This window comes from Segatella copri, assembly GCF_009494395.1.
In the GTDB taxonomy this organism is placed as follows: Bacteria; Bacteroidota; Bacteroidia; order Bacteroidales; family Bacteroidaceae; genus Prevotella.
Genome location: NZ_VZCB01000042.1, coordinates 1 through 15,188, shown reverse-complemented (window position 1 = coordinate 15,188; position 15,188 = coordinate 1). Strand labels below are relative to the sequence as shown.

Here is a 15,188-nt window from a genome sequence, read left to right as displayed (position 1 = left end):
TGTTAGTTAGTTCATATTATGGTCGGTCGGCAGGACGTGTTCCCCACTTGGATGGCTGGCTGCCCATCTGGAGCTCCAGGGTGCCACCCTTCATGATGTCGCTATACATGATGTACGACTTGGTGTATGGCTTGCCGTTCAGCTTGGCATGCTGGATATACATGTTCTCCTTGCTGTTGTCCTTGCAGATGATGCTGAAGGTCTTGCCCTTGCCTACGTTCAGCGATGCCTTGTCGAAGATAGGACTGCCGATGATGTACTTGCCGCCGGCTGGCTCTACTTGATAGAGACCCATGGAAGAAAGAATGTACCATGCCGACATCTGACCTACGTCCTCATTGCCGCTCAATCCGTCGAAATCGTCCTTATACATCTCGTCCATGGTCTGGCGCAGCAGGCGGGCTCCCTTCCAAGGCTGACCTACATAGTTGTACATGTAGAGCACATGATGGCTAGGCTCATTGCCGTGGGCATACTGGCCGATGAGGCCTGAGATGTCTGGGGAAGCATTGTCGCCCATGTTTCCGGTGACGATGAAGAGCGAATCGAGCTTGGTAACAAACTTCTGTTCGTTGCCGAAGAGTTTCACGAGTCCGTGAACATCGTGTGGCACCAGCCAGGTGTATTGCCATGCATTTCCTTCGGTGTAGTCATCGTCACGATGTTCGGCAGAGAATGGGTCGAATGGAGTACGGAACTTGCCGTCGGAACCGATGCCGCGCATGAATCCGGTTTCCTTGTCGAAGTATTTGCTGTAAGATTTAGATCTCTTCTCGAAATATTTGGCATCTTCCTTCTTGCCTAACATGCGAGCCACCTTTGCCACGCAGGCATCAGCCAGAGCATATTCCAAACCCTTTGCCACGGTTTCCTTGGTCTTCTCCAGGTCGTAAGGCAAATAGCTGTATTTCTTGAGCAGACCCAAGCCGCGGTCTTCGCGCAGGGCCGACTGCTTCAATGCCTCGTAGGCACCTTCCTTATCCTGCACATAGCCCTTGAGAACCATGTCGGCAAGCACAGGGATGCCTGGGTTGCCCACCATGCAGTTGGTTTCGTTACCCATCAGATGCCATACCGGCAACTGGCCCTGCTGGCGATAGATGTTGATGAAGGTGCTTGCCATATCTGGCAGCATATCGGTGTGAATCATCGTCATCAGCGGATGAGCCGCACGATAGGTATCCCAGAGCGAGAGGGTGGTGTAGTTGGTAAAGTTGCCATCGTGCACCTTGCCGTCGGCACCACGATACTGTCCGTTGACATCCGAGAACACGGATGGAGCGGTCATGCAGTGATACATCGCTGTGTAGAAGATGCGGCGGGATACAGAGTCGTTAGTCTCGATGTTCACCTTAGCCAATTCCTTGTTCCATGCTTCGTCAGCGTCAGCCACCACCTGTCGGAAATCCCAGCCTGGAATCTCCTTCTGCAAATTCAGTTGGGCGTTCTCGGCGCTTACAGCCGACATGCCCGTCTTTACCAACAAAGGTTTGGTAACATCTGCTGCAGTAATCAACCATCTTCCGGTTCCCAATGGCTTCACGGTGACAGGCTGTGAGAATTCAGCGAAGAAGAATGCCTTCTGGTCGTTTGCCCAACCCTTGGAGAAGCGATGCCCTGCCATAGTGGTAGATGTAATCTTGTCTACGTTGTAATCCTTTGCCGCATCCCATCCGATGCCCTGCTTCAGGTCGAGCACCAGCTGTGCCTGCTGTGCATCTGCACCGAAGGTATAGCGCTGGAATCCGGCACGCTGGGTGGCAGTGAGTTCTACCCATACGTTAGGCTGCTGCAGTTTTACGGCATAATAGCCCGGGCGCACATTCTCGTTGGCATGACTGAAGAGGATTTCCTTCTGGTTGGCATCGGTTACAGGCAGGAATGCCACGTCGCCCAGGTCACCGATACCGGTACCGCTGAGGTGTTGATGGCCGAATCCGATGAGCACCGAGTCGGAGTGGTGATACCCGGAACACCAGTCCCAGCCACGTGATGGCTCGGTAGGACCTAACTGAACGTATCCGAATGGAACATTGGCTCCGAGGAATACGTGTCCATGACCACCCGTTCCGATTCTAGGGTTGACAAACTGTGTGAGATTGCTTGATTTTGCCTGTTGAGCAAAGGATGCCTGTGTGAAGCCACCAGCTATCACGCAAGTCATCATGAATAGGTTTATAAGTTTCTTTCTCATATTGTTATAGTAACTTCTACGGAATAATTGAATAAATTAGGTTATTTGTAATAAAACTAATAATACTGCAAAGATACGAAAAAAATGGGAAAAACGGCACAATCCTATATATTTTTTAACTAAACTTTCATCGTATTGATGTGGATTGCAGTATGATGTTTGTCCCTACGCCCTGCCCTTTCAGAGCGTAGGGATTTCTGTGGAATTAATGCTTTTATCTTATTTTTCTCTCTTTATGTTATTCTGTAACGATTGGTGTGGTTTGTGCTTTCAAAATGAAAGATTAAATGGATAGTTATGTGTAAAAATGTAATTATACCTCTTTTCTTAAGACAAAAGGTAACGAAAATCTTTTGTGTATTGTCAAAAAGTAGTAATTTTGCACCCGAAACTTAGCAAAATGATATTGAAAGCGAGTTTCTGATAAGAATTAGAGTTATAAATAACCGTAAAAGAAAGGAAAAGATATTATGTGTGGAATCGTATCTATCTTCAATATTCAGGAGCAAACTCCTGAATTGCGACAGCAAGCGCTTCGTATGAGCCAGAAGATCCGTCATCGCGGACCAGACTGGAGCGGCATCTATTGTGGTGGTTCCGCTATCCTGGCACATGAGCGTCTGAGCATCGTTGACCCGGAAAGTGGTCGCCAACCTTTGTTTGCACCAGATAAGAAACAGGTGCTTGCCGTAAACGGTGAGATTTATAATCATCAGAATATCCGTGCCCGTTTTGCCGGCAAATACCAGTATCAGACCGGTTCTGACTGCGAGGTGATTCTTTCTCTCTATCGTGAGATGCGAGCAGATTCCGACTTTGATACCCTAATATATAAAGGTGAGGATGCGCTCCACGCCCGTATCTCCAAGATGCTTGAAGAGCTGAACGGTATCTTTGCTTTCGCTCTTTACGATGCAGAGCGTGATGAGTTCCTCATCGCCCGAGACCCAATCGGTGTGATTCCTCTTTATATCGGTTATGATAAAGATGGAAAGGTGCTGGTGGCAAGTGAGTTGAAGGCATTGGAAGGTCAGTGCGACCACTATGAGCCATTCCTCCCAGGTCATTATTATTATAGCAAGAATCCTGGCATGAAGCGTTACTATACCCGCGAGTGGTTTGAGTATGCTGCCATGCAGAAAAAATATCAGATTGATGATAAGAAGAAGGCTGAAGCCCAGCTGAAGGATGCGGAACCTCAGGAAGAGGCAGCCGTAAAGGAGATTCACGATGCCTTGGAGTCTTCTGTGAAGCGCCAGCTGATGAGTGATGTGCCTTACGGCGTATTGCTGAGCGGCGGTCTTGATTCTTCAGTCATCTCTGCTGTAGCCGAGAAATATTCTTCTACCCGTGTGGAGAACGGTGGCGAGACCAAGGCATACTGGCCACGCTTGCACTCCTTTGCCGTGGGCTTGAAGGGTGCGCCTGATTTGGCGAAGGCACGACTGGTAGCCGAGCACATCGGAACCGTGCATCATGAAATCAACTACACCATTCAGGAAGGATTGGATGCCATCCGTGATGTCATCTACTTCATCGAGACCTACGATGTAACCACCGTGCGTGCCTCTACCCCGATGTATCTCCTGGCGAGAGTCATCCGAAGCATGGGTATCAAGATGGTACTTTCGGGCGAGGGTGCCGATGAGGTATTCGGAGGTTATCTCTACTTCCACAAGGCACCGGATGCCAAGGCTTTCCACGAGGAAACCGTGCGCAAGCTGGGCAAGCTCTATCTCTACGATTGCCTGAGAGCCAACAAGAGTCTGGCTGCATGGGGCATCGAGGGCCGTGTGCCTTTCCTCGACAAGGAGTTCCTGGATGTAGCGATGGGCATGAATCCTGTGTTGAAGATGTGTCCGGACAAGACCATCGAGAAGAAGGTGGTTCGTGAGGCATTCGCCGATTTGCTTCCTGAAGAAGTGGCATGGCGACAGAAGGAGCAGTTCTCCGATGGCGTGGGCTATTCATGGATTGACACCCTGAAGCAGATTACCGCTTCTGCCGTAAGCGATGAGCAGATGGCGCATGCTGCCGAGCGATTCCCTATCAATCCTCCACAGAACAAGGAGGAGTACTATTATCGCTCTATCTTTGCCGAGCACTTCCCAAGCGACAGTGCTGCCCGCAGTGTGCCAAGCGTTCCTAGTGTTGCATGCTCTACAGCCGAAGCCCTTGCCTGGGATGCCTCGTTCAAGAACCAGAACGATCCTAGCGGCAGAGCCGTGGCGGGTGTTCATGAACAGGCGTATAAATAGTCAACATAAAATGATGATATATAGATAGTTATAAATAACCGATATAAAACGAACAAGAAATGGAAAAAGGATTGTACAGTTCAGCCTATGAGCACGATGCGTGTGGCGTAGGTATGGTGGTGAATATCCACGGTAACAAGAGTCATGAGCTGGTCGATAACGCCTTGAAGGTACTCGAAAACATGCGCCATCGTGGTGCAGAGGGTGCTGATAACAAGACGGGCGACGGTGCCGGTATCATGCTCCAGATTCCACATGAGTTTATTCTTCTTCAGGGTATCCCAGTGCCTGAGAAGGGAAAATACGGAACGGGTCTCGTCTTCTTGCCTAAGGACGAGAAGAAACAGCAGGACATCCTCTCTATCATGATCGAGGAAATTGAGCGCGAGGGATTGCAGCTGATGCACCTGCGCAATGTGCCTACCAACCCTGACTGTCTGGGTGAGGCTGCATTGAGCAACGAACCTGCCATCAAACAGGTGTTCATCACGGGTGTTACAGATGATAAGGTGCCTGTTTTCGAGCGCACCCTCTATCTCATCCGCAAGCGCATCGAGAAACGAATCAGCGATCCTGATTTCTATATCTGTTCGTTGTCTAATTCGAACATCGTATATAAGGGTATGTTGAGCAGCCTCCAGCTGCGTCAGTACTATCCTGATTTGACCAATAATTATTTTACAAGCGGTTTGGCATTGGTTCACTCCCGCTTCTCTACCAACACCTTCCCAACATGGAGTCTGGCTCAGCCATTCCGTCTCCTTGCCCACAATGGTGAGATCAACACCATCCGTGGTAACCGTGCCTGGATGAAGGCGCGCGAGAGTGTGTTGGGCAGTGAGGCTCTGGGCGATATCCGTGAGATTTCTCCTATCGTCCAGCCTGATATGAGTGACTCTGCCAGCCTCGACAATGTATTCGAGTTCTTCGTGATGAGCGGTCTGTCATTGCCTCACGCCATGGCTGTCATGGTGCCTGAGAGCTTCAACGACAAGAACCCTATCTCTGAGGATTTGAAGGCTTTCTATGAGTATCATTCTATCCTGATGGAGCCATGGGATGGTCCTGCCGCCCTGCTCTTCAGCGATGGCCGTTATGCCGGTGGTATGCTCGATAGAAATGGTTTGCGTCCTGCCCGCTATACCATCACCAAGAACGATATGATGGTAGTCGCATCTGAGGTAGGTGTGATGGATTTCGACCCAACCGAGATTGCCGAGAAGGGCCGTCTGCAGCCTGGTAAGATCCTCTTGATTGATACCCAGGAAGGCAAAATCTATTATGATGGCGAAATCAAGGAGCGCCTGGCTGAGGCTCATCCTTACCGCCAGTGGTTGAATACCAACCGTATTGAACTGGAAAAGTTGCGCAGCGGACGAAAAGTGGAAAACGCTGTAGAAAACCTCACTCGCAAGGAATTGGAGTTCGGTTTTGGCGAGGAAGACATCGATGGTACCATCATCCCGATGGCTACCAAGGGGCAGGAGCCTACTGCATCTATGGGTAATGATACCCCACTTGCCGTGCTTTCAGACCAGCCACAGATTTTCTTCAACTACTTCCGTCAGCAGTTTGCTCAGGTTACCAATCCTGCCATCGACTCTATCCGTGAGAACCTCGTGATGAGTCTTACCGAGTATATCGGTAGAGTAGGTTCCGGCATCCTGAACCCGGACGAAAGCAACTGCAAGATGGTTCGTCTGCCACATCCTATCTTGACGAATACTCAGTTGGATATCCTTCAGAATATCCGCTACAAGGGCTTCAATACTGTAAAGCTCCACATGCTCTTCGAAACCGCCAAGGGCGAAGAAGGATTGCATGAGGCTCTGGATGAACTCTGCAAGCAGGCTGCACAGAGTGTGGATGATGGTTACAACTACATCATCTTGAGCGACCGTGGCGTGGATGAGACCCATGCTGCCATTCCATCTCTGCTCGCCGTGAGTGCCGTACATCATTATCTGATTGATGCCGGCAAGCGTGTACAGACAGCCCTCATCGTTGAGAGCGGTGAAATTCGTGAGGTAATGCACGCAGCCCTGTTGCTGGGTTACGGTGCATCAGCCCTCTGTCCATATTTGACATACGCCATCCTCGACGACCTGGTAAAGAAGGGAAAGATTCAGGAGGATTACCATACAGCCGAGCAGAACTACATCAAGGCTGTGAAGAAGGGCTTGTTCAAGATTATGGCTAAGATGGGTATCTCTACCATCCGAAGCTATCGTGGTGCCAAGATCTTCGAGAGCATCGGCTTGAGCGAGAGCCTCCTGAAGAGCTACTTCGGAACAGAGGTGAGCACCATCGGCGGTATCGGACTTGAGACCATCGCCCGTGATGCTATCCGCCTGCACGACAAGGCATTCGAGATCAAGAAGCTCGACTTCCTGCCAAGTATGGGACAGTTCCACTACCGCAAGGATGGTATCAAGCACGCTTGGAACCCAGAGACCATCGCTACCCTGCAGCTCGCAACCCGCAAGGGCGATTACGATCTCTTCAAGAAATATACACATCTCGTTGACGATAAGCAGGAGCCTATCTTCATCCGCGACTTCTTCAGCTTCCGCAAGAACCCTATCTCTATAGATAAGGTGGAGCCGGTAGAGGAAATCGTCAAGCACTTCGTTACCGGTGCGATGAGTTTCGGTGCCCTCTCTAAGGAGGCTCACGAGGCAATGGCACTCGCCATGAACGCCCTGGGTGCTCGAAGCAATACCGGTGAAGGTGGTGAGGATAACGAGCGATTCCATTCTACTCAGGATGGCATCAGCCTCTCCAGCAAGACCAAGCAGGTGGCTTCCGGTCGATTCGGTGTGACAACAGAATATTTGGTAAATGCAGAGGAAATCCAGATCAAGGTGGCACAGGGTGCTAAACCGGGTGAGGGTGGTCAGTTGCCTGGCTTCAAGGTTAACGAGGTCATCGCCAAGACCCGTCACTCTATCCCTGGCATCAGCCTGATTTCTCCTCCACCTCATCACGATATCTACAGTATCGAGGATTTGGCTCAGCTCATCTTCGACCTCAAGAATGTGAACCCTAAGGCGGCTATCTCCGTGAAGTTGGTAGCTGAGAGTGGTGTGGGTACCATCGCTGCCGGTGTGGCTAAGGCGAAGGCAGACCTCATCGTTATCTCCGGTGCCGAGGGTGGTACAGGCGCCAGCCCTGCATCCAGCATGCGTTTTGCAGGTATCTCTCCTGAAATCGGACTTTCTGAAACCCAGCAGACTCTGGTGAAGAACGGTCTTCGTGGTCAGGTTCGCCTGCAGGTGGATGGTCAGTTGAAGAGCGGTCGCGACATCATCCTGATGGCTTTGCTCGGTGCAGAGGAATTCAGTTTCGGTACCGCTGCCCTCATCGTATTAGGTTGTGTTATGATGCGTAAGTGTAACCTGAATACCTGTCCTATGGGTGTTGCTACACAGGATCCTAAGCTCCGTGCGCACTTCCGTGGCAGTTACAAGTACCTCATCAACTACTTCCGCTTCCTCGCCGAGGAGGTTCGTGAGTATCTGGCTGAGATGGGTTACACCTCATTGAACGATATCATCGGTCATACCGAGCTCATCGTCCGCAAGAAGGATGAGGAGATTGTTCCTACCGAGGGTGCTGATGCCGTAGAGCCAGAGGTGGCTAAGAGTATCGAGGAAAAGGCAGACTTGCTCGACTTCTCCCGTTTGCTGCATCGTGAGACAGGCCATTGCTCGCTCTATCATACTACCGAGCAGATTCATGACCTCGACAATGTGCTCGACCAGCAGTTGATTCGTGGTGCACAGCGTGCCATCGAGAACCAGGAAGAGGTGAACCTCGACTTCGCCATCAAGAATACCGACCGTGCCGCAGGTGCCATGCTGAGCGGTATGATTGCCGAGAAATATGGTGAGGCTGGTCTTCCAGACAAGACCGTAAACGTGAAGTTCAAGGGTTCTGCAGGTCAGAGTTTCGGTGCCTTCCTGGTCAAGGGAGTGGATTTCAAACTCGAGGGTGAGACCAATGACTATTTCGCCAAGGGACTTTCAGGAGGTCGTATTTCCATCCTTCCTCCTATCCGCAGCAACTTCTCTGCCGAGGATAACATCATCGCCGGTAACACCGGATTGTATGGTGCCACAAGCGGTGAGTTGTATATCAATGGTAAGGTAGGCGAGCGCTTCGGTGTTCGTAACTCCGGTGCCATCGCTGTGATTGAGGGTGCTGGCGACCACTGCTGCGAGTACATGACGGGCGGTAGAGTAGTAGTGCTCGGTGAAACCGGCCGTAACTTCGCCGCTGGTATGAGTGGTGGTGTTGCCTATGTATGGGATAAGAACCACAACTTCGATTACTTCTGTAACATGGATATGGTGGAGATCAACCTCGTGGAGGACAGCACCTATCGCAAGGAGTTGCACGAGCTGATCCGTCAGCATTATCTCTACACCGGCAGTAAGCTCGCCCGTACCATGCTCGACGACTGGAACCACTACGTAGAGGATTTCATCCAGGTAGTGCCAATCGAGTACAAGCGAGTTCTCCAGGAGGAGCAGGTAAAGAAGTTGCAGCAGAAGATTGCGGATATGCAGCGCGATTACTAATTTTAAAATTAGAAAAAAGATGGGAAATCCAAAAGCATTTTTGACTATACCTCGCAAGGAAGCAGGTTATAGACCAATTCACGATAGAATCCTCGACTTCAGCGAGGTAGAACAGACTTTGAATAGCAACGACCGCCGACAGCAGGCTTCCCGTTGCATGGATTGTGGCGTGCCTTTCTGCCACTGGGCTTGTCCGCTGGGCAACAAGGCACCGGAGTGGAATGATGCCCTCTACAAGGGCGACTGGGAGCAGGCTTACCGTCTCCTCAATTCCACCAACGACTTCCCGGAGTTCACAGGACGCATCTGTCCTGCACTCTGCGAGAAGGCGTGTGTATTGAATCTCATGGATCATGAACCAACCACCAACCGTGAGGATGAGTGCGCCATCGTGGAGCACGCCTTCTCAGAGGATTATGTGCATGTTGAGATTCCGGAGCGTAATGGCAAGACGGTGGCTGTCATCGGTGCCGGTCCTGCGGGATTGGTTGCTGCCAACCAGTTGAACCATAAGGGATATAAGGTAACAGTGTTCGAGGCACGTGAGAATGCCGGTGGCTTGTTGCGCTATGGTATTCCAAACTTCAAACTCAACAAGAGTATCATCGACCGCCGCCTCCGTCTTCTCGAAGAGGAAGGCATCGAGTTCAAATACAATCAGCAGATAGATGTCACTAAGTTGCCAGAGGGCTTTGATGCCTACGTGGTATCTACGGGTACTCCTACAGCCCGCGACCTGAAGATTCCTGGACGAGAATTGAAGGGTGTTTATTTCGCCCTCGAACTCCTCTCTCAGCAGAACCGAGTCCTTGCAGGCATGGAGTTCTCTAAGGATGAACTGGTCAACTGCAAGGGCAAGGATGTCTTGGTCATCGGTGGTGGTGATACGGGTTCCGACTGTATCGGTACCGCTCATCGCCAGGGCTGCAAGAGCGTAACTCAGATTGAGATTATGCCTAAGCCGGTAGAGGGTCCTGAGGATCCTAAGAATCCTTGGCCAAACTGGCCTCGCACCCTGAAGACCACCTCCAGTCATGAGGAAGGTTGTACCCGCCGCTGGAACATCAACTCTCTGGAGTTCCTGGGAAAGAATGGCAAGCTGACAGGTGTGAAGGTTCAGCCAATCGACTGGAAGCCAAACCCAGAAGGTGGTCGCCCTCTGATGGTAGAGGCAGGCGAGCCTGAAATCATCAAGGCAGAGGCTGTATTCCTGGCAATGGGTTTCCTGAAGCCACAGCAGCCAGAGTTTGCAGAAAATGTCTTCGTGGCAGGGGATGCAGCAAGCGGAGCTTCTCTGGTAGTTCGTGCTATGGCAAGCGGCAGAAAGATTGCTGCCCAGGTTGACAAGTTCTTAAACAAGTAATTTCCGGATATTCACGAAGTAAGCTTCATTGGCAAACGCAAGTATTTGCAATGACCATCGTAAGTACTTGCATTGAGATGAATCAAATAAATCGGTTATTTATAACTATAAGTAGGGGAGACGGACCTTGTGATGAGGTTTGCCTCCCTTTTTCTCGTCCTCCCTTTCCCTCGTTTCCCTTTCCTCGTCCTCCCTTTCCCCCTTTCGCCCCCGTTCCAGGCGATTCCATCGTCTGTCCCCCGAGTATAAATCGTTCAAAAAGGAGTTTTTTCCGATAAAACTATAGCTTTGTAGCCTTCTTGATTTGGTAGTCTCAAATAAAAAGTGTAATTTTGCACCCAATAATTCGACTAATAATAATTAAACTAAGAAGATCAAGAAATGAAGAAGAAATTATCAACCGTTCTCTTGGCGTTGGCTGCCTTCATGCCAATGACCGCACAGAATCTTGTAAAGGGAGATTATGGCTATCTCTACTGTCACATGAGTGATAAGGGTGAATGGACAGCCTATGCTGTTTCTCGTGATGGCTACAACTATCAGGATATCAACGATGGTAAACCTATCTTCGACCCAGAGGAACATGCCCGTATCGAAGGCGGTACCCGCGATGCTTACATCACCCGTACCCATGACGGCAAAGGCTATATTATGGTTACTACTGATATGTGCGTTCGTAAGAGCCACAAATGGGACAATTATGGCATTGACCTCCTGAAGAGTAAGGACCTGATTCATTGGACCAGCGTTACCTTCGATTATCGCAAGGGTATGCAGAACTTCTGCGATGCTGCCACTGCTCAGTCTCCTTATAAGGACTGGAGTACTATCAACCGTGTCTGGGCACCTCAGATCTTTTGGGATCCTGATTATCGCTGGGAAAATGGTGAGAAGGGTGGATACATGATTTACTATTCTATGCTCAACCGTGCAGAGGAAAAGTACGACCGCATGTACTACAGCTATGCAGATAAGACTTTCACCAAGATTACCACTCCAAAGTTGCTCTTCGACTGGGGATATGCTACCATCGATGCTGATATCAACTATCTCAAGAGCGATGGCCTCTTCCACATGCTTATCAAGAAAGAGGGAGGAAAGCCGGGTATTTATACCGCTACAAGCAAGTATTTGAATCATGGTTGGGGTGAGCCTGTAGAGAATGATTATGTCAACTTCGAGGGCCGCAAGAATTGCGAGGGCAGCTCTGCCTTCCAGTTGATGGGTGATGATACCTGGCGAGTGGCTTATATCCAGTATAGCGACAACCCTAAGCACTATCGCATCTGTAAGGCTGATAAGTATCTCCGCAATTTCTCTGACCCTGTGGATATCAAGGGTGTAACAGGTCCTCAGCATGGTAGTTTTATGCGAATTACCAAGAAGGAATATCTGAATCTGCTGAAATGGGATAAGAAATTGAAAGAGCAGAAGTAAAAGAATATTAAGATATTTTTCATATCATCAATAAAAAACGCTAGAGTTTACGATTGTGAAACTCTAGCGTTTTTATTGATATGATTCTTTATTTCAATAGTTCGTTAATAATTCAATAATGTGCTAAGCAGCTATACGCTGTAAGTACGAGAGATCTTTGAAAATCTTGCTAATTAAAGTTCGGTTCGGGGTGTACCCGCTTGCTTTAAAAATTCGTTTCACCAGATAAATGTTGGTCATCAGTGACTTGAATGAAGACATAGAATATTCCATTCCCATCTCCTTCATAGTTACCTTGGCAACATTTAGTGATGTGAACGAAGCATTGAAAGCAAAATCGAGTTTCCACTTATCGCGAGCCTGGCAGTCCATAAGACTATCAATGAGTCCAATACCCATGATTTCGAGACCATGTTTAACAGACTGTGCACATCCCGACCCAAAACGACCGATATGTGGAGTTTTCTTGTCAGCTTTGCTGATGTAGCTGGGATCAATGGCAATAGCCCATCTTCCCTGTTTACCGAAGAAGCGCTTGGCAAGTGAGACATTAAGTTTGAGCCAATTAATGCACTTCGACTTTTTCAAGCCGAATGCGTTGCGATAGGTTTGCTCAACATGCGAGCCATACCTCCCCATTTTGGTGAAATTTATCTTTCTTGGTATTACCATGAACAAAAATATCACCTCGATGAGTATTTTCTCGAAACTTTTTGTTATCTTTGCAGCTGAATTTTCAACTGCAGCTTTAAAGATATCCATATATTGGTCAAGTCCTGTATTCATGTAATATTGTATTTGTCGTGATCTACAAAGTTACTGAAAATCAGCGACTTGACCAGCTTTTTATAGTTAAGTTTTCATAAGCATTTCTTAATATAAGTTATTGATTTACAGACGATTAAATGTTAATTTAACGCAGTATTGTTATTAATTTAATTGCCTATTATCGAATGTTTTATTACTTAACTGTAACGTAGAAGTTCTTCTCTACTACCTTACCAGAGTAATCGATAGCCTTGTAAACGATGGTATAGTTACCTGCCTTAGAAGCATTGAATACTACCTTCTGGATCTGACCGTTGAAAGCAGACTTTGTTGCCTTACCGTTTACCAGAATCTCAGCACCAGCCTCCTTAACGTACAACTGCTTCTTGTAAGCAGGAGCCAAAAGTTCAGCAGTGTAAGAAGTAGCAACCAATGGAGTTGCACCAACACCTACGAAACTTGTTGCGAAGTGACTACCTGTGCTGACGAAGTTCCATGAACCATTATCAGCCTTGAACATGATGGCTGGCTGCAAGTACTTGTTGACGTTCGTGATAACACCCTCTACCTTCTTAATCAAGTTGTTTACCTTAGCAACATTCTGGTCATACTTACCTGCTAATGTGTTAGCCCAATCGAGAGCTGTCTTCACAGGACCCAATGTTGTTGACAAGTTTTTGTTGAGGTCTGCGATAAGATCCTTCATGGTATCATCCTTCACCTTGATCTGATAGATGTATGTATCCAAAGTTGTGCTGCCAGATGCGCTACCAGCCTCACCGTTAACTTCAATTGAGATGTCCTTGCTAGCTTTTTCCCAGCTTACGATATAAGCGTTCTTGATGGTGTTAAGCTTCTTGCCGTCAGAAATCTGGATGATGTCGAGATCTGTGCCATTAGGAACAATCTTTACGCCAGGTACAGCTACTATTGTAGCAACCTCGATTGTCTTACCTGTTGATGGGTCGATAATGTTATTGAAGTCAAGACCACTGATACCTTTCTGCTTCTCTGACAAATTAGTTGGCAACATGAAACGGTCGAGGCTGAGGTTGTCGAGCTTGCTGTTGTTTGCCAAGAAATCGAAACTCAATGGCTTAACAGCAAATGCAGCCAGTTTGATCTCAGATGTAACAACCTTCTCTACTTCATTGCCATTCTGATTCTTCTGCTTCCAAGAAGCCTGGACGCCGTATGCAGTCAACTGGTTGTTGAGGTTGCTATACAAAGCAGAAGCAAGACCTGACAGGTTCAGACTTGTTGACTTAGGATCCTGCAACTTAGCAAGTACATATTTTGCAGCTTCCTTCAACTGACCATTGATAGTATCTATGGCATCCTTCAAAGTGTTGATGTCGCCCTCACCGGCCAATTTGCCATAGAGCTTTTCGTTGAGTTCATCAAGCTTTTTCTGCAACTCATCAACCTCTTTAGATTTAGTCTTGAGCTCAGCGATATCCTGAATAGCCTGGTTCAACTTTGCAAGTTCAGCAGGAAGCTGACCGTTAATTTTGTCAACTGCTTCCTCCAATGCTGTAGCTCTATTTCCGAGCGCACCAATTGATTCATTAAGTTGTGTGTTGAGTTTTTGGAACTTCTCAGTCCAAGTGCCGTTCAAGTTCTCGATAGCAGCCTTATTTGCAGCAACCTGTGCTTCAAGTGCAGCAATCTTGTCCTTGTTGGTTGCAACATCGCTCTTCAGGTCGTCGATGTTTGCCTGCAACTGCTGGTTTGCCAACTTCAAAGCGTCAAGCTGCTTTGCAACTGCATCTGCAATAGAAATGCTAGCGTTATAAGCATTGTCGCTTTCGTGGTCTGTACAAGACACAAAAGTGCTAGCTCCACCCATCAAGAGGGCAGAGAAGAGCAAAATACTAGTTAATTGTCTTTTCATTTTTGGATAAAAATTTAATTAAACTTATGTTGTCTAACTCTAAATATGTCGTTCATGACCCTCTTATACAATAGCATTTAGTTGCTTTGTTGTTTTAGGTCACGCTTTGACATTACATTCTTAGCTCGTTATTTTTTCTTATTAAATTGTATATATACCGCTGCAAGGTTATAGTTTTTTTCAATTGGAAAGATTTTCAAGCACTTAATTGCGGAAAATGTGCTGTTTTTTATACTTTTTAAGTATTCAAGCTGCCCATGTCTGCTATTTTATGGCGAGTTGCCTGTTAATAGGTAAAATTATGTTTTAGAATTGTTGATTTAGGTCAATTCGTATCCTGGTATCATTTAAATCAATTTGTCTATATACCTATTGTAAAATATACGTGTTAAAGTATAGGTGTATAATGAAGTTATTCTTGGTGGCTTCATTCCCCTTTTCAAATACGGTGTGTACGAGCACATGTTTTGCATAATATAAAGAGGTGTAATACGGATAAGGAATGTTTTAAATGTTTATGAGTGTTAAAATATATCTGTTTACCGAACTTTTTTGCCGAAGAATTTGGTGGAATGAAAAATAGTTAGTATTTTTGCACTCGCTTTTGAGAAATACGGTTTCTCTTAGCAATATAAAGAAAGAGTTCTTTGAAAGATTTTACATAAACAGACAAGTAGTACAAGAAGCGGTT

The 15,188-nt window shown here is 47.6% G+C and carries 7 protein-coding genes; 4 read left to right on the top strand and 3 right to left on the bottom strand.

The genetic code is table 11. The annotated features are described in order from the left end of the window. Positions 1–16: 16 nt before the first annotated feature. Positions 17–2,194, bottom strand: coding sequence for a GH92 family glycosyl hydrolase (locus F7D73_RS04210; protein ID WP_153122452.1), 2,178 nt, complete (start codon positions 2,192–2,194; stop codon positions 17–19). Between the two features lie 470 nt (positions 2,195–2,664). Here F7D73_RS04210 and asnB point away from each other — a divergent pair, with 470 nt between their 5' ends. The 4 genes from asnB (at position 2,665) to F7D73_RS04190 (ending at position 11,835) form a co-directional block, all read left to right on the top strand. Beyond that, complete coding sequence (gene asnB / locus F7D73_RS04205; protein ID WP_153122450.1) at positions 2,665–4,452, top strand: asparagine synthase B; 1,788 nt, start codon at positions 2,665–2,667, stop codon at positions 4,450–4,452. A gap of 59 nt (positions 4,453–4,511) precedes the next feature. After that, complete coding sequence (gene gltB / locus F7D73_RS04200; protein WP_153122448.1) at positions 4,512–9,035, top strand: glutamate synthase large subunit; 4,524 nt, start codon at positions 4,512–4,514, stop codon at positions 9,033–9,035. A 19-nt stretch (positions 9,036–9,054) separates the two neighbouring features. Next, complete coding sequence (locus tag F7D73_RS04195; RefSeq protein WP_153122446.1) at positions 9,055–10,398, top strand: glutamate synthase subunit beta; 1,344 nt, start codon at positions 9,055–9,057, stop codon at positions 10,396–10,398. A 381-nt stretch (positions 10,399–10,779) separates the two neighbouring features. Continuing rightward, positions 10,780–11,835: a glycoside hydrolase family 43 protein gene (locus F7D73_RS04190; protein WP_153122445.1), complete on the top strand. Its 1,056-nt coding sequence runs from the start codon at positions 10,780–10,782 to the stop codon at positions 11,833–11,835. Between the two features lie 123 nt (positions 11,836–11,958). Here the strand turns inward: F7D73_RS04190 and F7D73_RS04185 are convergent, their stop codons facing one another. Both F7D73_RS04185 and F7D73_RS04180 read right to left on the bottom strand, forming a co-directional pair. Further along, complete coding sequence (locus tag F7D73_RS04185) at positions 11,959–12,621, bottom strand: hypothetical protein (RefSeq protein WP_153122443.1); 663 nt, start codon at positions 12,619–12,621, stop codon at positions 11,959–11,961. A 175-nt stretch (positions 12,622–12,796) separates the two neighbouring features. Beyond that, complete coding sequence (locus tag F7D73_RS04180; RefSeq protein ID WP_153122441.1) at positions 12,797–14,497, bottom strand: hypothetical protein; 1,701 nt, start codon at positions 14,495–14,497, stop codon at positions 12,797–12,799. Positions 14,498–15,188: the final 691 nt, after the last annotated feature.

Bases quoted from the DNA above. Each gene is read 5' to 3' on its own strand.
- F7D73_RS04210 (WP_153122452.1), bottom strand. From the start codon at position 2,194: ATGAGAAAGAAACTTATAAACCTATTCATGATGACTTGCGTGATAGCT.
- F7D73_RS04185 (WP_153122443.1), bottom strand. From the start codon at position 12,621: ATGAATACAGGACTTGACCAATATATGGATATCTTTAAAGCTGCAGTT.
- F7D73_RS04195 (WP_153122446.1), top strand. From the start codon at position 9,055: ATGGGAAATCCAAAAGCATTTTTGACTATACCTCGCAAGGAAGCAGGT.
- F7D73_RS04190 (WP_153122445.1), top strand. From the start codon at position 10,780: ATGAAGAAGAAATTATCAACCGTTCTCTTGGCGTTGGCTGCCTTCATG.
- gltB (WP_153122448.1), top strand. From the start codon at position 4,512: ATGGAAAAAGGATTGTACAGTTCAGCCTATGAGCACGATGCGTGTGGC.
- F7D73_RS04180 (WP_153122441.1), bottom strand. From the start codon at position 14,497: ATGAAAAGACAATTAACTAGTATTTTGCTCTTCTCTGCCCTCTTGATG.
- asnB (WP_153122450.1), top strand. From the start codon at position 2,665: ATGTGTGGAATCGTATCTATCTTCAATATTCAGGAGCAAACTCCTGAA.